Below are 17386 nucleotides of genomic sequence, written 5' to 3'. Positions count from 1 at the left end.
CACGCGGAGCAAACATGCCAACATGCATTTGGCATGCAGTCTATGCTTAGTGCATGACAACGATTCAGGTGCGCAACGTGTCGGAGGAGACCAGTCGTGCCCTCAAGGCGAAGGCTGCGCTCGAGGGGCGCTCGTTGAGTGATTTCCTGCTTCGCGAGCTCGACCGCATCGCGACGCGGCCGAGTCGCGCAGAACTGCTTGAGCGCATCGCTGGTCGACCAGAGGCGATGCTCGATTCGTCGTCCGGGGTGCTTGCGGAACAACGGCCCGTTCGATGACTCTCGTCGTCGATGCGTCCGCGGTCGCCGAAATCCTGTTCGGCACCGAGGCGGGTCGCCGAGCCGCTGCTCTGCTCGAGGGGCACCAACTCCTCGCACCGCAGCACCTCACCGCCGAAGTCGCCTCGGTGATCCGCGGATGGTCGCTCAGCGGGCAGATCACTGACGAGCAGGCGCTGCGCGCCTTCCGTGAGTTCGAAGAACTCGGCGTGGAGCAGGTTCCGACGATGTCTCTGCTTCCTGCTGTCTATTCACTGCGGCACAACATCAGCGCCTACGACGCGATGTATGTCGTGCTTGCCCGAGCCGTGCCGTGCCAACTGCTGACGCTCGACGTTCGGCTCGCCGCATCTGCTCCCGACTGCGCTCTGTTGCCGTAGTGGTCAGTGCGCCAGGAATCGGGTTGTCGAGTCGCTCCCGCGATCAGGACTACGCGAAATTCCTAGGGTAGACGAGGCGGAACCGCTGGCAGACGATGGGCATGTCGTTGCGGAATGCGCACTCCGGTGCGACGAATCTCTCGTAGAAGTCGCGGTGGATACGGCGCCACGATGCCAGCGTGCGATCATCCTCGCCCTCGGCGAACGCGTGCTCGGCGGTGACCTCGTCAAAGGGGCGGATGTCGACGCTCGTGGTCTCGATGATGGCTCGCGGCGCTCCCGCACCGTCGAGGAGGATGTCGAGGTCGCCGATCTGCTCGACGGCCGCACCCTCTGCCTCGTACTCCTCCAGGTACCCTGCGGTTGCCGTCTTCGTGCCGGCGAGCACGAGCAGGAGAAGTCGATCGGCCTGCTCGGGGGTCGCGCCGAGCCCCCAGATCCGATCCGAACCCGGCGGAGTCTCCGGGAGGGTGGGAACGACCGCTCGCGCCCCGTGCCAGAACTCGGCGATGACGCCGGTGGTCGATGGGGACGTCTTGTCCATGGCTAACGCACCGGGCGGTCACGCGGCGTGCCCACGCGCAGGGCGAGCAGGTTTTCCGTGAGCAGAGCGCCTCCGGTGATGTGCAGGGCCATGCGACCAGTCTCTCGCGGACTGCATCGTCGTGTGCATGCCCGGGATGTCAGGATCAGGCGCAATCGCTATCATGGCGGCATGAGCGGCATCACCTTCGACGCGGAGCGACTCCGTGAGATCGGTGAGCGCTTTGGCGTGGCACGCCTGGAGGTGTTCGGGTCGGTTGGCCGCAGAGAGAACAGCATCGACAGCGACCTCGACCTGCTGTACGAGCTCAAGCCCGCAACTCGCTTGGGGTTCGCTTTCTTCGAACTGGAAGACGAACTGACGGAATCGTTCGGGCGCCCGGTTGATCTGGTGGCGCGTGACAGCGTGAATGAACACCTCCGCTCAGCGATCTTTCACGATGCGCGGCCGCTCTATGCAGCGTGAGTTGCTCCTCGTTCGAGAGACGATCGACGCAGCGACACGGATCTGCGAGGTCGTCGGGGATCTCGATGTCGGTTCGCTCCGTGCAGATGCTCTCCGTATGGATCAGGACTGATCGACCAGCTATCGGCAGTGCTGGTGTCGTACGATCCTGGCCACCATGCATGACTATCCGCTGACCTGGTCGTTGATGCTTTCGTAGCCGCCGACCATGACGAGGTGACCGATTACGACGCGGCGTGGGACACCCTCAGGATCGATCTTCCCCGCATCCGCTCAGCGATCGAATCGATCCTCGTCGAGCTCGTGAGTGCCGACGACCAGCCGACGATTCAGGCGGTGGCGGATGCTGCGGCGTCGCCCTCTTCGGGTGCGATGCCGTAGAGCGTGGCCAGCGCCGCGGTGAACTCGTCGGCACGGCCGGAGGCGGCGAGCTCGTGGGCGCGCGTCGTGGGGGTGTGCAGCAGCACGCCGGCGAGGTGGCGCAGCGCCTGCTCGACCTTGCCGTCCTCGTCGCCGCGGGCACGGGCGCGATCGATCTCCGTGTCCAGCAGTGCGAAGATGTGCGAGCGCAGCGCCACGACCGAGGGCGTGACGCTCTGTCGCGCCCCGACGAGGTGGAAGGTGTCGGCGGCGTCGCGGATCACGCTGCGCGCAGCATCCGTCGCCTGCAGTTCTTCCAGCGGCGCGTGCAGGCGGATCGTCTCGAGGTCGAGCAGGGCGACGCCTTCGAGCACGGCCACGGCAGGGTCGACGTTGCGCGGCATGCCGAGGTCGACGACCAGCTGGTTGCGATGGCCGAGCGGGCAGCCGGCGGATGCGGCAGCAACGGGGCGCCTCAGGTGCTCCGGCCCCAGCACGGGCTCGGTCGCGGTGGTGCAGGTGATCAGCAGGCTCGAATGCGCAGCCGTACGCGCGTAGTCGGCCTCGGCGACAGGGCGGATGCCGTGCTTCGCGGCGAAGATCTGTGCCCGACCAGAGGGCGAGTACACCGAGATGTTCTCGGCGCCGCGCTCGCGGAGCGTGGCGAGGGTGACGGCGGCGTAGGCGCCGGTGCCGACGAGCAGCACGCGCTCGGCCGACCAGTCGGCGATGCGGCTGTCGGCGAGCTCCAGCGCGAGGCGCACGAGAGAGCGGCCGGCGCGGCCGAGGGCGGTGACGTTCTTGACCTTGCGCTGGGCCTGGCTGGCGCGCTGGAACAGGCGCTCGAGCTCGGGGGTCGTCGTGCCGTCTTTGCGCGCGGACTTCAGCGCGCGCCGCACTTGACCGGCGATCTCGCCCTCGCCGGGGACGACGGATTCAAGACCGGATGCCACGGCGAACAGGTGCTCGGTGACACGGCGGCCGGAGTACACGTCGTACGCCCCATCGAGCTCGGTCGCCGCGACACCGGTCGCGGACTCCACCGCTTCGAGCAAGGCTTCGACGCCGATGGCGCCAGCCGCAGTGACCGGCTCGTCGATCTCCAGGTACGCCTCGAAACGGTTGCACGTCGCCAGCACGACCGCACCCTGCACGCACGGTGCCAGCTTCACCAGGGTGCAAGCGACATCGTCGGGGGTGCGGCTCAGGCGTTCGAGCAACTCGAAGGAGGCGGTCTTGTGACTCGCCGTCACACACAGCAGCACCCGAGCATTCTACCGCGCCTGCGGACGCCTGCGCGTTTCGTCTCGCTCCGCTCGCGGGGCAACCGGCGCTCCCGGGCGAGCGGTCAGGCGGAGCGCCCGTGACCGGGGTGGGAGGATGGGGGGATGGTCCTCTCCGATGCCCCGCTCGTCCGCGCCCTGAACGGCGATCGCCCCGCGCAGACACCGGTGTGGTTCATGCGGCAGGCGGGGCGCTCGCTGCCGGAGTACCGCGAGCTGCGGGTCGGAACGCGCATGCTCGACGCGTGCCTGACCCCCGACCTCGCCGCCGAGATCACCCTGCAGCCGGTGCGCCGGCACGGCGTCGACGCCGCCGTCTTCTTCAGCGACATCGTGATCCCGCTGCGCCTGGCCGGCGTCGAGGTCGAGATCGAGCCGGGGCGCGGCCCGGTCTTTGCGAACCCTGTTCGCACGGCGGACGACGTCGACCGCGTCACGGCGATCGACCCGGACGACCTCGACGGTGAGGCCATCGCCGCCGCGGTGAAGATCGTCGCCGACGAGCTCGGCGCCACCCCTCTCATCGGCTTCGCCGGTGCACCCTTCACCCTCGCCGCCTATCTCGTCGAGGGTGGCCCCTCCAAGGAGCACCTGCGTGCCCGCGCGATGATGCACGCCGACCCCGGTTCCTGGCACCGCCTGGCCGGATGGCTCTCGCGCATCTCGCGGCGCTTCCTCGAGATCCAGCGGGATGCCGGAGCATCCGTCGTGCAGCTCTTCGACTCCTGGGCTGGGTCGCTCAGCACGGCCGACTTCCGATCCTTCGTCGCCCCGCACTCGAAAGCGGCCCTCGAGGGCATCGGCCTTCCGAGCATCCACTTCGGCGTTGGTACAGGACCGTTCCTCGCCGACATGCGACTCGACGGCGCAGCCAGCGGCGTCGGAGTGGACTGGCGGATGCCGCTCGACGAGGCCGCGCGCATCGTGGGCCCCGGCGTCACCCTGCAGGGCAACATCGACCCTGCACTGCTGGGCGCGCCGTGGCCCGTGCTCGAGGCGCACGTGCGCGATGTGCTCGACCGCGGCCGCGCCGCGCGGGCGCACATCGTGAACCTCGGCCACGGAGTGCCCCCAGAGACCGACCCCGATCAGCTCACGCGCATCGTCGAGCTCGTGCACTCGGCCTCCTGACCTCCGTTCCGGTCGCGAACCTGGTCGAGGATTCCGCCGAACGAGGACCAGGTTCGCGACCGGAACGGGCGAAGGTGGGGGTCAGCTCTTCCAGGGGAGTCTGATCCGCAGGTCGGCGAGTCCGAAGCGCCCTTCGGGGAGCGCGGCGCGCACGCGCTCGTCGCTGAACGGGCGGTGCGGGCGGAGGCCCACGGGCGGCTCCGGCGCCGGAGGCGCCGCCTCGCTCACGCCTTCGGCCAGCATCCGCGCCTGCGCCTTCGCGACGAGCGGCACCACCATCAGCCATTCGGTGAGCTGGGCGAGCACCCGGATCGTCCACACCGGCATCGGGATGTACGCGGGGCGGCGCCCGGCGACCCGGGCGATGCGCCGGATCGCTTCGCCGAGGGTGACCTCGTCGACGCCCATGACGGCGACGGTGGGTTCGGCGATGCGCCCCTCGAGCGCGGCGACGAGCACGTCGACGGCGTCGTCGACCGGCACCGGACGAGCGGTGCGCTCGCGGAAGCCGACGGTCCAGAAGAAGGGGATGCTGCGCACGGCCTTGGTGACGTGGTCGACCATGTGGTCGCCGGGGCCGTAGATCATGCCCGACTTCAGCACGGTGTGCGCGATGCCGGAGCCGCGGACGATCTCCTCGGCCTGCCACTTGGACTCGTGATAGGCCGAGCCGCAGTCGGGCCGTGCGCGCAGGAAGCTCACCATCACGATGCGCTGCACGCCGGCGCGGCGGGCGGCCTCGACGACGGCGCGGGTGCCTTCGACGTGCACGCGCTGGAAGGTCTGGTCGCCGATCTCGCGATTGATGCCGGCGCAGTGCGCGACCGCGTCGCAGCCCTCGAACGCGCGGGCGAGGGCGTCGACGTCGGTGATGTCGACGCCGCTGCGGCGCGAGACGACGACCGCGTCGTCGAGACGTGCGGCGAGGTTGCGTCCGACGAACCCCGTCCCTCCGGTGATGGCGATGCGCATGATCTGCTCTCCTTCGCTCATTAGCTCTAGGACTAAATGCTATCTAGCAGTGGTGCTATATTGCAAACATGGCAGACAGCGCCTCCGACATCTTCTCCGCATTGGCCCACCCCACCCGCCGGCAGATCCTGCAGGACCTCAAAGAGGGCGAACTCGCGGCGGGGGAGATCGCCGCGCGCTTCCCGGCCTCCGGCCCCACGATCTCGCGCCATCTCGCGGTGCTCCGCCAGGCCGGGCTCGTCGCCGAGCGGCGCGATGCGAACCGCATCCTCTACTCCCTCGTCGGGGAGCGGCTGGCGCTGTCGGTCGGCGACTTCCTGTCGACGGTCTGCCCCGAGCAGATCGTGCTGCGCGAGGTGCGCAAGCGCACCGGCGGCGCAAGCCCCGCGGATGCCTGAAAGGATTGAGGGCATGAGCTCCACGCCCGCACTCGCCGCTCGCGCCGCCCACCTCCACGTCGTCGTGATCGGCGGCGGCATCAGCGGCCTCATCGCCGCCCGCGAGTGCGCGAAGGTCGGCATGCGGGTCACGGTCCTGGAGGCGGCGGATGCTGTCGGCGGTGCGATCCGCCGGGCGGAGCTCGACGGGGTCGTGGTGGATGCCGGCGCGGAGAGCTTCGCGACGCGCGGCGGCCACGTGCGCTCGCTCGCCGAGGAACTCGGCCTCGCAGGCCGCATCGTCGCGCCGGCGCCTGAGGGCGCATGGCTGGCTGGCATCCCCGGAGTGGGGGCTGCGCCCCTGCCCGTCGGCGGGATCCTCGGCATCCCGGCGAACCCCTTCCAGGAGGACGTCCGGCGCATCATCGGCTGGTCGGGCGTGTGGCGCGCCTACCTCGACCGGGTGCGCCCGCCGCTGACGATCGGGCACAGCCACAGTCTCGGTCGTCTCGTCGCCTCGCGCATGGGCGCGAAGGTGCGCGACCGTCTCGTCGCCCCCGTCACCACCGGCGTCTACTCGGCCTCGCCCGATGACATCGACATCGACATCGCCGCCCCGGGCCTCAACGCCGAGCTGACCAGCACCGGTTCGCTGTCGGGTGCAGTGCAGGCCCTCCGCGACAAGGGCGCCGCCCGCGCGGCGAAGGCCCCGGGCTCCGCGGTCGAGGGGATCGAGGGGGGCATGAGCGGGCTCGTCGACGCGCTCGTCGCCGATCTCGCCGACCTCGGCGCCGTGATCCGCACGGCGACGCCGGCCACCGGCGTCGCCCGCCGCGGGGAGCGGTGGACGGTCGTCGCCGAGGAGCGGGATGCGGGGCCCGAGACCGAGGCGGATGCCGATGCCGATGCCGATCCGGATGGCGCCACGCCGTCGATCGAGATCGACGCGGACGCCGTCGTCTTCGCGACCTCCGAGGACGTCGCCCGTGCGCTCGCCGCGGATGCCGTGCCCGCACTCGCCGCGACGGTCGCCGCCGATTCCCCGCAGATCGAGATCGTGACCCTGCTGCTGCGGGCGCCCGCGCTCGACGCCGCGCCCCGCGGCACCGGGGTGCTCACGGTCCCCGGCACCAGCACCGCGAAGGCGCTGACCCACTCCACCGCGAAATGGCGCTGGGTGCGCGAGGCGGCAGGCGACCGGCACGTCGTGCGGGTGTCGTTCGGCGCGCAGGGCGAACCCGCGGCGACCGCCGCGCTCGACGACGACGCGGCAGCGCGGCTCGCGCTCGGCGAAGCATCCGCTCTTCTCGGCGTCCCGCTGCGCGAGGACGACCTCGTCGCGGCGCACCGCGCCCGCTTCAGCCAGTCGCAGCCGGCGTCGATCATCGGGTCGGGCGAGCGTCGGAGCGCCGCGCGCGCGGCCGCGCACGCGGTCCACGGCGTGGCCGTCGTCGGCGCCTGGATCGCCGGAACCGGACTCGCCCAGGTGATCCCGGATGCCGTCGAGGAGGCAGACCGGTTGCGTCGTCGGCTCCTGTTCGACGCCATGCCGACCGCCACGACGGATTGATGCCGAGAACGGCATATGGGGTTACTCTGGAGACTGGCATCCTGGCCGGAACAACGTGAGGAGACCCCATGAAGGGGAAGATCGGACTCGTCGTCGGACTCGGTGCGGGGTACGTCCTCGGCACGCGCGCTGGACGCGAGCGCTACGAGCAGATCAAGACGCAGTGGCTGAAGGTCTGGCACCTCGACCCCGTGCAGGATCAGGTCGCCAAGGTCAGGGGCTACGTCGGTGAAAAGGCCGCGGCCGTTCCGGGCGTGGTCTGGAACGGGGTCGTCAAGATCGCAAGGTCCGCCACCGCGCCGGGAACGCCCGGACAGCGCCTGGACGCCACGCTGGAGACGGGTGAAGACGCGGCGGAAGAGGTCGTGAAAGCCGTCTCCGAGGCGAAGGCCGCCAGCAGCAAGCCCGCGGCGGCGAAGAAGCCCTCGGCGTCGAAGACGAAGTCCGGGAGCTGATCGGGATGGTCCGCGGCTTCCGCGATCGCGCCGACGACAGCCTGCTGACGCTGCTCGGCGATCTGCCCGAGCTCATCACCGCCCTGGTCAAGGCCGAGGTCGACGCGGCCAAGGCCTGGGTGTCCAAGACAGCGAAGGACGCCGGCCTCGGGTCCGTCTGGTTCCTCATCGCGCTGTTCTTCCTGTTCTGGGCGGTGCCCGTGATCCTCGTGTTCGCGATCGCCGGGCTCTCGTCGTGGTGGCCCGTCTGGCTGTCGGCGCTGGCCGTCTTCGGCCTCCTCCTCCTCGCGGTGGCGTTCTTCGGCCTGCTCGGCTACCTGCGCGTGCGCCGCGTGCTCGCTCGCGAGAATCCGGCGCAGGCCGTTGCCACCGACCTCAAGCTCGGGAAGGGATCCGACCGTGACGAACTCTGACTCCGTTCTGCCCAAGACGGCCGTTCCGGCCGGCATCACCGACCCCGTCGCATCCGCCCGCGCCGAGCTCAAGGCCGCCCTCGCGGCCATCGAGATCAAGGGCAACGTCCCGCGGCGCCTCGAGCAGGCATCCGCCCGCACCGCTGTGCGACTGCGCCGCTTCGCCGACCGCAACCCGCTGGGTGCGGCCGCGGCGGCCGTCGCCGTCGCCGCGACCGTCGGCGGACTGGTCTGGGCCATCGCGCGGGCCGTCTCCCGCTGAAGCCGGTTCGCGCGCTCCGCCCAAAGAGGGCAGACTGGACGCATGTCTGAAGAGCTCGAAGACAACCCGTCCGGCTTCACCCTCTGGGCGGTGTGGCGACGAAATCCCGATGTCGCGGTGACCGAGTCCGACTCCACCGAACTCGAGACGATCGTCGCCCACATCGAGGACTCCGGCGTCAGCGTGCGCGGCTTCTACGACGTCTCGGGCCTCAAAGCCGACGCCGACCTCATGGTCTGGCTGCACGGCGGCACCGCAGAAGAGCTGCAGCGCTCGCTGCGCCGGCTGCGCCGCACCGAGCTGCTGCGCTCGCTGCTGCCGGTGTGGAACGTCATGGGTGTTCACCGCGACGCCGAGTTCAACCGCCAGCACGTGCCGGGATTCCTCCGCGGCGTCGACGCCAAGGACTGGCTCTGCCTCTATCCGTTCGTGCGCACGCCCGAGTGGTACCTCGCGCCGGAGGAGGAGCGCCGCAAGATGCTCGCCGACCACGGCCGCAAGGGCGCCGCGTTCACTGGTGTCATCGCGAACACGGTCGCGGCCTTCGCGCTGGGCGACTACGAGTGGCTGCTGCCGCTCGAGGCCGACGACCTCACCGAGCTCGTCGACCTCATGCGCGACCTGCGCTACACCGACGCGCGTCTGTACGTGAAGGAGGAGGTGCCGTTCTACACCGGGCGCCGGCTCCGGCTCGACGAGATCGCGGACGTTCTGCAGTAGCCGCTGTCATGAGCACCCCTATCCGCCTCGGCACGCGCCGCAGCGCCCTCGCACAGGCGCAGTCCGGCCATGTCGCCGCCGCTCTCGAGAAGGTCATCGGCCGCCGTGTCGAGCTCGTGCCGATCACGAGCGAGGGCGACACCAATCGCGCGTCGCTGTCCGAGATCGGCGGCCAGGGCATCTTCGCCACCCGGCTGCGCGATGCGCTCGTCGCCGGCGAATGCGATCTGCTCGTGCACTCGCTGAAGGACCTGCCGACCGCGCAGCCCGACGGCCTCGTCGTCGCGGCCATCCCGCCGCGTGAGGACGCGCGCGACGTCGTCATCACCCGTGACGGCACGCCCCTGCACGAGCTGCCCGCCGGCAGCCGGGTCGGCACCGGGTCTCCTCGGCGCATCGCGCAGGTGCGCATCCGTGCCCCGCGCGCCGAGGTCGTCGACATCCGCGGCAATGTCGACTCGCGGCTGCGCAAGGTCCTCTCGGAGGAGCTCGACGCCGTCATCCTCGCTGCTGCGGGACTCGCCCGCCTGTCGCCAGACGTCGAACTGTTCGGCGAGGCCCTCGGCTTCGCCGAGTGGCCGACGGCACCGGGCCAGGGCGCACTGGCGGTCGAGACGACGACGGATGCCGCGCCGGAGCTGCGCGCGGCTCTCGCCGCGCTGGACCACGCCGAGACCCGAACGTCGGTGACGGTGGAACGGGCGATCCTCGAGGGGTTGGATGCCGGATGCCAGGCGCCGATGGCCGCCCACGCCGTCGTCGACGGGTCGTCGGTGCGCGTGCGGAGCGTCGTCTACGCGCCAGACGGGGCGCAACGAATCGGTCTCGACGTCACCGAAGACCTGAACGGGGGGTATATTCGTCGCAACGGCAGTGGCAATGAAGCGGATGCTGCCGATGGTGCAGACCCGATGCACGCGGCACGCGAGCTCGGGTTGTCGCTTGCCCGTCGGCTGCTCGATCATGGGGCGGCCGATCTCGCCTTCCGAGAGCTTCTTGATGACTGAACATACACACGATCGGCCCTTGAACGGCTGGAGAGTCCTCGTACCCCGCGGGGGCCCGTGGGGCGACGGCGTCGCCGCGAGCCTGCGCTCGCGCGGGGCGGTGCCGGTGGTCGCTCCCCTCATCAACTTCGCTCCGACAACCGATCAGGCCACCCTCGACGCGGCGCTCGAGAAGCTCGCCGCCGGTGCGTACGACTGGCTGACGGTCACCAGCGCGACGACGGTCGACGTGATGTTCGCGCATCGCGCGACGGTCCCGAGCACGACGAAGATCGCCGCCGTCGGCGAGACGACCGCGGCCGCACTCCAGGCGGCCGGGTACGAGGTCGCCCTCGTCCCCGACGACGATAACTCCGCCGCAGGCATGGCCGAGCAGCTTATCGGCCTCGAGCGCAAGCCGCGCAGCATCCTCGCCCTGCGCAGCGAGATCGCCAAGCCCGTGCTCAGCGTGAAGCTCACCGAGGCCGGACACCGCGTCGACAGCGTCGTGGCCTACCGCACGGTCGGGGTCCCTGTGACCGAGCGCATCATGCGCGACGTGCAGAACGGGCGCATCAACGCCATTCTCATCACCAGCGGATCGGTCGCCCAGCAGGTGCGCGAGCAGTTCCCCGAGATCCCCGACGAGACGCTCCTCGCCGCGATCGGGCCGCGCACCGCGAAGGACGCCCGCAAGGCCGGGCTGCCGATCACGGTGATCGCCGACCGGCAGACGGTCGACGCGCTCATCGAGGCGGTCTCGCAGTTCCCGCTGCCGCACGCCGCCGACGAGGTCGCGCCGTGAGCTTCCCCGAGACGCGGCTGCGCAGGCTGCGGCAATCGGCGCCGGTGCGCGCCCTCGTGCGCGAGACGTCGCTCGAGCCGCGCCAGCTCGTGCTGCCGATGTTCGTGCGAGAGGGGCTGTCCTCGCCGGTCGCGATCGGTTCGATGCCCGGTGTCGTGCAGCACTCGATCGACTCCCTGAAGGCCGCCGTCGCCGATGCCGCGGAGGCGGGCGTCGGGGGCGTCATGCTCTTCGGCGTGCCCGCGGTGCGCGATGCGCGCGGCTCGGGGGCCGACGATCCGCACGGCATCCTGAACATCGCGACCGAAGCCGTCGTGCGCGAGGCGGGCGACGCGCTCGTCGTGCAGACCGACCTCTGCCTGGACGAGTTCACCGATCACGGGCACTGCGGCGTGCTCGCCGCCGACGGCTCCGTCGACAACGACGCCACCCTCGAGCGGTACACCGCGATGGCTCTCGCCCAGGCGCGCGCTGGGTCGCACCTGCTCGGCCTGTCCGGGATGATGGACGGCCAGGTGGCCGCGATTCGCGCCGCTCTCGACGGCGAGGGCTTCACCGGCACGCTGCTGCTCGCGTACGCGGCCAAGTACGCCAGCGCCTTCTACGGGCCGTTCCGCGAAGCGGTCGACTCGCAACTGCAGGGCGACCGGCGCGCCTATCAGCTCGACGCCGGCAACCGCCGCGAGGGCGTGCGCGAGGCGCTCGTCGACGAGGCGGAGGGTGCCGACATCGTCATGGTCAAGCCGGCGATGGCCTTCCTCGACGTTCTGCGCGAGGTCCGCGACGCTGTGCGTATTCCGGTGTGGGCGTACCAGGTGTCGGGTGAGTACGCGATGATCGAGGCGGCTGCCGCCAACGGCTGGCTCGACCGCCGCGCCGCCGTGATGGAGTCGCTGCTGTCGATCCGTCGGGCCGGTGCGGACGCTGTGCTGACCTACTGGGCGACCGAGGCCGCCGGATGGCTGCGCGACGGTCGTTGAGCGAGCGCAGGTCGTTGAGCGAGCGCAGCGAGACGAAACGCACTATCGAAACGCACCACAGAGGAGTCCTCATGAGCGACCGCAATGACGAGCTGTTCGCCGCCGCCCGCGCCGTGACGCCCGGTGGGGTGAACTCGCCCGTGCGCGCCTACGGTTCCGTCGGCGGCACGCCGCGCTTTCTCGCATCCGCCTCCGGCGCACGGGTGACGGATGCCGCTGGCGTCGAGTACGTCGACCTCGTCGCCTCGTGGGGTCCGGCGCTGCTCGGCCACGCGCATCCCGAGGTCGTCGCCGCGGTGCAGGAGGCCGCGGCCCGCGGGCTCTCGTTCGGCGCTCCCACCGAGGGCGAGGTGGAGCTCGCCGCTGTCATCGCCGAGCGTGTGCGGTTCGGCAACGCTCGCCCTGTCGAGCGAGTTCGTCTGGTCTCGACGGGCACCGAGGCGACCATGACGGCGATCCGGCTGGCTCGGGGGGCTACAGGACGCGATCTGTTGGTGAAGTTCGCCGGGCACTACCACGGCCATTCCGATGGGCTGCTCGCCGAGGCGGGGTCGGGCGTGGCAACGCTCGCCCTGCCAGGGTCTGCGGGTGTTCCCGCGCCGATCGCCGCGCAGACACTCGTCATCGGTTACAACGACGCTGATGGTTTGGCCGCTGTGTTCGCCGAACATGGAGAGCGCATCGCTGCGGTGATCGTGGAGGCTGCGGCGGCCAACATGGGCGTGGTCGCCCCGGTTACCGGCTTCAACAAGCTCATCGCTGACACCGCGCACGAGCACGGTGCGTTGATGATCCTCGACGAGGTGCTGACCGGCTTCCGCGTGCACCCAGCCGGGTACTGGGGCTTGCAGGCGGCAGCGGGTGAGGAGTATCTGCCCGACATCATCACTTTCGGCAAGGTGGTCGGAGGGGGGATGCCGTTGGCCGCTCTTGGCGGACGCGCCGAGGTTATGGATCTACTGGCTCCGCTCGGTCCCGTCTATCAGGCCGGAACGCTGTCGGGGAACCCTCTGTCTGTGGCGGCGGGTCTCGCCACGCTGCGGCTGGCGACACCGGAGGTGTATGAGAGGATAGACGCGGCATCCACCCGTCTGATCGCAGCGATCGAGGGGGCTTTGGTCGAGGCAGGGGTCGTGCACTCCGTCGCGAAGGCGGGGAATCTGTTCAACGCGTCGTTCCGACCGTCGGCGCCCCGTGATTACGCCGAGGCGCAGGCGCAGGAGTCGTTCCGCTACGCACCGTTCTTCCACTCGATGCGCGAGCAAGGTGTTGCGCTGCCGCCGAGTGTGTTCGAGGCGTGGTTCCTCACTGCGGCGCACGGCGACGAGGAGCTGGGGCTGATCGAAGCCGCGCTCCCTGCGGCGGCGCGCGCGGCGGCGGGGGCTCGGGCCTGATCTGACGATTCCGACAACGGATCGTTGTCTTCCCGTGAGCTAAGTTCCAGGCATCCGCAGGTAAAGCGCTGGCAGACTGGGGGCATGGTGACCTTGCTCCTGGATCAGACGCAGCTCGAGGTGGTGCTCTCGCCGCTCGAGCGCGCCGTGAGCTTTCACCGGGACAATCTGCGGATCCCTCGCGATGCGATCACCAAAGTGCAGTTGACGGATGACGCGTGGACATGGCTCCGAGGGGTTCCCAACCCAGGGACGCACATCCCCGGGGTGGTCGCGGCCGGGTCATGGAAGGCCGCAGGCAGCATGGAGTTCGTGCTGATACGTCGCCGCCGGCCGAGCGTGATCATCGATCTCGACGGGGATGAGGGGTACCGTCGTCTGATCCTCACGACCAGGCATGGGCTCGCGCTGACCCAGGCCCTTCGCCTTGACGTCTCTGTCGAACCCGCCGACGTCGAAGAGATCGTGGCCACTGCCCCCACTCCCGTGATCACCGGCGGCAAGAGGCCCGTGATCCGGCCACGCCCCGCATAACCGGTTCCTGAGCGCCCTTCGTCTCGTCGCTGCGTGGTTCCTGAGCGAGCGCAGCGAGACGAAGGACGCTCATTCCGGAAACATCGGCTTCTTTCAGCTTGGCCTTGTATGAGCGGGGCTGCTCCGTATACCGTTGAGTCCGACCGTGCTCGGGGGCGTTGAGCGCGCCTGCGCGATGCGACGGTGGCACTGTCGGTGGCTGAAGGGCAACTCTGTGAATATTCGTGCGTTTGCGCGTCGAGCGGGCGCGGTTGCGCTCTCGGTAGCGCTCGTCGTTGGCGGTCTCGTGTTCGGCGCGACGCCGGCGATGGCCGCTCCGAGCGACCCGGTGAACATCCCCGACGCGAACCTCCGCGCCTGCCTGAACGCCTCCCTCGGCCAGGCGGCGGATGCGGAGATCACCGAGGCTCAGATGGCCTCGTTCCCCATAGCGCCATCGACCACGATTAGCTGTGCGAACAAGGGAATCACGAACCTTGAAGGTCTGCAGTATGCGGTGAACACCACCTACGTCAACGTTGGCCAAAACCCTATCACCGACTCAACGCTGCCAGTGCTCGCACAGATGCCATGGCTGACATCGATCTACCTGAACAGCACACAAATCAGCGACTTGACGTTCACGCAGTCGCTCCCTGCGCTGACCTTCTTGCATGTCGGCACCACCAACATCACTGATGCATCGCTGAACGCTCTTGCAAATCATCCGGCGCTCCAAACGCTGAGCATCGACGGCCCGGCAAACCCTGCGCAGGGCCCGATTACGAATCTCTCTCCGGTAGCCACGATCGCGACTCTGGAAACGCTCTCGGCTCCTCGCCAGAGCATCAGTGATCTCAGTCCTCTGGCCGGCCACACGAAACTCAATTCCCTGAATCTGACGTCAAACAAGGTTTCAGACATCACACCCCTCGCTCAGGTTCCAGAGTTGCGAGTGCTGTTTCTCAACAACCAGAACGACACGAATCGCTACAACAACATCACCGATATCAGTGCGCTTGCCGGCTTGCAGTATCTGATCAACATCAACATCAATTTCAACAGGGTCAGTGATCTCACCCCTCTGGCGGGTCTTGACGCACGGCCAACCTTCACGACCAGCTCAGGCTCGACCTTTGGCCGCGCAGTGACGGCAACGAATCAGAGGGCAACCGGCAGTAAGGCCACGATCAACGTGCCGCATGCCAACGATGTGAAGTCGCCCACCGGAAACGTGCCATTGACGGGATTGGCTGCTGATGGGACCTACAGCGCCGGCAGCAACACTGTCACGTACACGCAGCCGCATCGCAGCGGAACCACGGAGAACTGGTCTGTGACGTCATGGCCGTCTCCCGCACTGGCGACGACCTTCAACTTCAGTGGCGTGCTGACTCGCCAGGTGTGGGGGCAACTGGTCGATATCCCCGATGACGCGTTACGTGCCTGCATCAACGGAGTTCTGGGGCAGTCAGCCGACTCCGACATCGACGTGCTGCAGATGGCGAGCCTGATCACTCTGGACTGCCGAGCAACGGGCGTCGTCGATCTGACGGGACTGGAGTACGCGACCGGGCTGGTAAGCCTCGATCTGGGCGAGAACCCGCTTGACGGGAACCTCGAGCCGATCTCGGGTCTGACCACGCTGACGAACTTGGAGCTGGACTCTACAGGTCTCAGTGACCTGAGCGACCTGTCGGGTCTGACGAATCTTCTGACCTTGGACCTGGAAGACAACGAGATCTCGGATGTGTCGGATCTTGCCGGTCTGACGACGTTGTCGGGGCTCAAGCTGGCACGCAACCACATTCAGGATGTGTCGGACCTTGTCACTCTGGTCAACCTCGCGTCGTTGACCCTGGAGGACCAGACGTTGTCGGCACCGACCGCGTACACGGGGGATCCTGCGACCATCCCGACGATCACAGACCCGACCGGTGCGGAGATCGGGTATTCGGATCTGGGCGATCCGCTGGCTAGCCAGTCGGGCGCTACAGGGCTTGTGACCTATGGGACGCCGAACGCGAACACGGTGGCGAACTGGTCGCACGGTGTGACAATCGGCACGGCTTCCGCGACATTCTCGGGCCAGGTGACTCGTGAGGTCATCGGTGTGGCGGCCCCGATCGTCGATGACGCACTGCGTGCCTGCATCGCCGATGCGCTCGGGGTGGCATCCGATTCTGTTGTGACCGAGCAGCAGATCGCGAGCCTGACGAGCCTGGACTGCCGCGACCGGGGCATCCAAGACCTCACGGGGCTGGAGTTTGCGACCTCGTTGACAAGCCTCGACCTGGGGGACAACCCGTTGAGCGACCTGGGGCCGATCTCGGATTTGACGAGCCTGACGAATCTGGAGCTGGACTCGACGGGTCTCAGCGATCTGAGTGACCTGTCGGGCCTGACAAATCTGCTGACGCTTGACCTCGAAGACAACGAGATCTCGGATGTTGGCCCGCTGAGCTCTCTGACTTCGCTCGTGGGGATCTCGCTGGCCCGCAACCACATTGCGGATGTGTCGGCGCTGTCGACTCTCGTCAACGTGACGGCGGCAACGCTGGAGGGTCAGACTCTGTCGGCGCCGACGGCGTACACGGGTGAGCCTGCGACGATTCCGACGCTGGTGGGAGTTGACGGCGACCCGGTGGCCTATCAGAGCTTCGGCGACCCGCTGGCCACGCAGGATGCTGCGACGGGTCTTGTCACCTATGGCACCGCGGGTGCGAACACGGTCGCACCGTGGTCGGCGCAGGTGACGATCGGGTCGGCGCAGGTCACGTTCAGCGGCGAGGTCACCCGCGAGGTGATCGCGATACCCGCAGACATCGCTGACAGCGAGTTGCGTGCCTGCATCGTCGAGGCGTTGGGTGTGGCATCGGATGCCGTGGTGACGGAGCAGCAGATCGCGAGCCTGACGAGCCTGGACTGCCGGGGCAGGGGCATCCAGGACCTTACGGGGTTGGAGTTCGCGACGTCTCTGAGGAGCCTTGATCTGGGTGAGAACCCGCTGAATGGCGATCTCGGCCCGATCTCGGGCTTGACGAACCTGACGAACCTGGAGCTCGACTCAACGGGCGTGAGCGATCTCAGCGACCTTGCTGACTTGACCAGCCTGCAGACCTTGGACCTTGAAGACAATGAGATCGCGGATGTGTCGGATCTTGCTGGGCTGACGGCGTTGTCGGGGCTCAAGTTGGCGCGTAACCACATCAGCGATGTGTCGGCGCTGTCGACGCTTGTGAACGTGAGGTCGGCGACGCTGGAGGGTCAGACTCTGTCGGCGCCGACGGCGTACACGGGTGAGCCTGCGACCATCCCGTCACTGGTGGGAGTGAACGGCAACCCGATCGCCTACCAGAGCTTCGGTGACCCGCTGGCGACGCAGAACTCGACGACCGGCGACGTCACGTACGGCACCGCAGGTGCAAACACGGTGGCGCCGTGGTCGGCGCGGGTGCGGATCGGTTCGGCGCAGGTCACGTTCTCGGGCGAGGTCAC

20 protein-coding genes are annotated in these 17386 nt (G+C 68.6%); 17 read left to right on the top strand and 3 right to left on the bottom strand.

The features are described 5' to 3' along the window. Positions 1-53: 53 nt before the first annotated feature. Both QM568_RS09495 and QM568_RS09490 read left to right on the top strand, forming a co-directional pair. Positions 54-278: a FitA-like ribbon-helix-helix domain-containing protein gene (locus QM568_RS09495; protein ID WP_415138172.1), complete on the top strand. Its 225-nt coding sequence runs from the start codon at positions 54-56 to the stop codon at positions 276-278. Next, positions 275-658 (top strand): type II toxin-antitoxin system VapC family toxin, encoded by a 384-nt coding sequence (locus tag QM568_RS09490; RefSeq protein ID WP_415138170.1) that lies wholly within the window; start codon positions 275-277, stop codon positions 656-658. The genes QM568_RS09495 and QM568_RS09490 overlap by 4 nt, the downstream gene beginning before the upstream one ends. A gap of 49 nt (positions 659-707) precedes the next feature. On the opposite strand, the gene QM568_RS09485 is transcribed toward QM568_RS09490, so the two are convergent. Further along, positions 708-1202 carry an ASCH domain-containing protein gene (locus QM568_RS09485; RefSeq protein WP_415138168.1) on the bottom strand — a complete coding sequence of 165 codons (495 nt, stop codon included), beginning with the start codon at positions 1200-1202 and terminating at the stop codon, positions 708-710. A 171-nt stretch (positions 1203-1373) separates the two neighbouring features. Here QM568_RS09485 and QM568_RS09480 point away from each other — a divergent pair, with 171 nt between their 5' ends. Together QM568_RS09480 and QM568_RS09475 are read left to right on the top strand one after the other, a co-directional pair. After that, positions 1374-1667 carry a nucleotidyltransferase family protein gene (locus tag QM568_RS09480; protein WP_415138166.1) on the top strand — a complete coding sequence of 98 codons (294 nt, stop codon included), beginning with the start codon at positions 1374-1376 and terminating at the stop codon, positions 1665-1667. A 216-nt stretch (positions 1668-1883) separates the two neighbouring features. Beyond that, positions 1884-2048, top strand: a complete 165-nt coding sequence (locus tag QM568_RS09475; protein ID WP_415138164.1) for a hypothetical protein — start codon at positions 1884-1886, stop codon at positions 2046-2048. On the opposite strand, the gene QM568_RS09470 is transcribed toward QM568_RS09475, so the two are convergent. After that, positions 1997-3292: a glutamyl-tRNA reductase gene (locus tag QM568_RS09470; protein WP_415138162.1), complete on the bottom strand. Its 1296-nt coding sequence runs from the start codon at positions 3290-3292 to the stop codon at positions 1997-1999. The two genes, QM568_RS09475 and QM568_RS09470, sit on opposite strands and share 52 nt — an antisense overlap. A 123-nt stretch (positions 3293-3415) precedes the next feature. Here QM568_RS09470 and hemE point away from each other — a divergent pair, with 123 nt between their 5' ends. Next, positions 3416-4441, top strand: a complete 1026-nt coding sequence (gene hemE, locus QM568_RS09465; RefSeq protein ID WP_415138160.1) for a uroporphyrinogen decarboxylase — start codon at positions 3416-3418, stop codon at positions 4439-4441. Positions 4442-4522: 81 nt separating this feature from the next. On the opposite strand, the gene QM568_RS09460 is transcribed toward hemE, so the two are convergent. Further along, positions 4523-5413: an NAD(P)H-binding protein gene (locus QM568_RS09460; RefSeq protein ID WP_415138158.1), complete on the bottom strand. Its 891-nt coding sequence runs from the start codon at positions 5411-5413 to the stop codon at positions 4523-4525. A 68-nt stretch (positions 5414-5481) separates the two neighbouring features. On the opposite strand from QM568_RS09460, the gene QM568_RS09455 reads away from it, so the two are divergent. The 12 genes from QM568_RS09455 to QM568_RS09400 all read left to right on the top strand — a co-directional run. Next, positions 5482-5811 carry a metalloregulator ArsR/SmtB family transcription factor gene (locus QM568_RS09455; protein ID WP_415138156.1) on the top strand — a complete coding sequence of 110 codons (330 nt, stop codon included), beginning with the start codon at positions 5482-5484 and terminating at the stop codon, positions 5809-5811. 13 nt (positions 5812-5824) lie between these two features. Continuing rightward, entirely contained in the window at positions 5825-7360 is a 1536-nt protein-coding gene (locus QM568_RS09450; RefSeq protein ID WP_415138154.1) for a protoporphyrinogen/coproporphyrinogen oxidase, read from the top strand. Positions 7361-7428: 68 nt separating this feature from the next. Beyond that, positions 7429-7815 carry a hypothetical protein gene (locus QM568_RS09445; protein WP_415138152.1) on the top strand — a complete coding sequence of 129 codons (387 nt, stop codon included), beginning with the start codon at positions 7429-7431 and terminating at the stop codon, positions 7813-7815. Between the two features lie 5 nt (positions 7816-7820). After that, complete coding sequence (locus QM568_RS09440) at positions 7821-8228, top strand: phage holin family protein (RefSeq protein ID WP_415138150.1); 408 nt, start codon at positions 7821-7823, stop codon at positions 8226-8228. Next, complete coding sequence (locus QM568_RS09435; protein ID WP_415138149.1) at positions 8215-8490, top strand: hypothetical protein; 276 nt, start codon at positions 8215-8217, stop codon at positions 8488-8490. Before QM568_RS09440 ends, QM568_RS09435 begins: the two co-directional genes overlap by 14 nt. Positions 8491-8532: 42 nt before the next feature. Beyond that, a complete protein-coding gene (gene hemQ / locus QM568_RS09430; RefSeq protein ID WP_415138147.1) occupies positions 8533-9210 on the top strand; it encodes a hydrogen peroxide-dependent heme synthase in 678 nt (225 codons plus the stop codon). 8 nt (positions 9211-9218) lie between these two features. Next, positions 9219-10217: a hydroxymethylbilane synthase gene (hemC, locus tag QM568_RS09425; protein ID WP_415138145.1), complete on the top strand. Its 999-nt coding sequence runs from the start codon at positions 9219-9221 to the stop codon at positions 10215-10217. After that, complete coding sequence (locus QM568_RS09420; protein WP_415138143.1) at positions 10210-11001, top strand: uroporphyrinogen-III synthase; 792 nt, start codon at positions 10210-10212, stop codon at positions 10999-11001. The genes hemC and QM568_RS09420 overlap by 8 nt, the downstream gene beginning before the upstream one ends. Continuing rightward, positions 10998-11981: a porphobilinogen synthase gene (hemB, locus tag QM568_RS09415; RefSeq protein WP_415138141.1), complete on the top strand. Its 984-nt coding sequence runs from the start codon at positions 10998-11000 to the stop codon at positions 11979-11981. Before QM568_RS09420 ends, hemB begins: the two co-directional genes overlap by 4 nt. 71 nt (positions 11982-12052) lie before the next feature. Further along, complete coding sequence (locus QM568_RS09410; RefSeq protein ID WP_415138139.1) at positions 12053-13375, top strand: glutamate-1-semialdehyde 2,1-aminomutase; 1323 nt, start codon at positions 12053-12055, stop codon at positions 13373-13375. An 84-nt stretch (positions 13376-13459) separates the two neighbouring features. Then, a complete protein-coding gene (locus tag QM568_RS09405; protein WP_415138137.1) occupies positions 13460-13909 on the top strand; it encodes a hypothetical protein in 450 nt (149 codons plus the stop codon). Positions 13910-14123: 214 nt separating this feature from the next. Next, on the top strand, positions 14124-17386 hold a 3263-nt coding region (locus QM568_RS09400; RefSeq protein ID WP_415138135.1), incomplete at its 3' end, for a leucine-rich repeat domain-containing protein.

It is taken from the genome of Microbacterium sp. (assembly GCF_047607465.1).
In the GTDB taxonomy this organism is placed as follows: Bacteria; Actinomycetota; Actinomycetes; order Actinomycetales; family Microbacteriaceae; genus Microbacterium.
This window is presented reverse-complemented; position numbering and strand designations above follow the sequence as displayed.

Excerpts from the sequence above, each read along its gene's own strand:
- QM568_RS09460 (WP_415138158.1), bottom strand. The coding sequence starts at position 5,413 with ATGCGCATCGCCATCACCGGAGGGACGGGGTTCGTCGGACGCAACCTC.
- QM568_RS09490 (WP_415138170.1), top strand. The coding sequence starts at position 275 with ATGACTCTCGTCGTCGATGCGTCCGCGGTCGCCGAAATCCTGTTCGGC.
- QM568_RS09455 (WP_415138156.1), top strand. The coding sequence starts at position 5,482 with ATGGCAGACAGCGCCTCCGACATCTTCTCCGCATTGGCCCACCCCACC.
- QM568_RS09485 (WP_415138168.1), bottom strand. The coding sequence starts at position 1,202 with ATGGACAAGACGTCCCCATCGACCACCGGCGTCATCGCCGAGTTCTGG.
- QM568_RS09480 (WP_415138166.1), top strand. The coding sequence starts at position 1,374 with ATGAGCGGCATCACCTTCGACGCGGAGCGACTCCGTGAGATCGGTGAG.
- hemC (WP_415138145.1), top strand. The coding sequence starts at position 9,219 with ATGAGCACCCCTATCCGCCTCGGCACGCGCCGCAGCGCCCTCGCACAG.
- QM568_RS09495 (WP_415138172.1), top strand. The coding sequence starts at position 54 with ATGACAACGATTCAGGTGCGCAACGTGTCGGAGGAGACCAGTCGTGCC.
- QM568_RS09450 (WP_415138154.1), top strand. The coding sequence starts at position 5,825 with ATGAGCTCCACGCCCGCACTCGCCGCTCGCGCCGCCCACCTCCACGTC.
- QM568_RS09405 (WP_415138137.1), top strand. The coding sequence starts at position 13,460 with ATGGTGACCTTGCTCCTGGATCAGACGCAGCTCGAGGTGGTGCTCTCG.
- hemQ (WP_415138147.1), top strand. The coding sequence starts at position 8,533 with ATGTCTGAAGAGCTCGAAGACAACCCGTCCGGCTTCACCCTCTGGGCG.
- hemE (WP_415138160.1), top strand. The coding sequence starts at position 3,416 with ATGGTCCTCTCCGATGCCCCGCTCGTCCGCGCCCTGAACGGCGATCGC.
- QM568_RS09445 (WP_415138152.1), top strand. The coding sequence starts at position 7,429 with ATGAAGGGGAAGATCGGACTCGTCGTCGGACTCGGTGCGGGGTACGTC.
- QM568_RS09440 (WP_415138150.1), top strand. The coding sequence starts at position 7,821 with ATGGTCCGCGGCTTCCGCGATCGCGCCGACGACAGCCTGCTGACGCTG.
- QM568_RS09420 (WP_415138143.1), top strand. The coding sequence starts at position 10,210 with ATGACTGAACATACACACGATCGGCCCTTGAACGGCTGGAGAGTCCTC.
- QM568_RS09410 (WP_415138139.1), top strand. The coding sequence starts at position 12,053 with ATGAGCGACCGCAATGACGAGCTGTTCGCCGCCGCCCGCGCCGTGACG.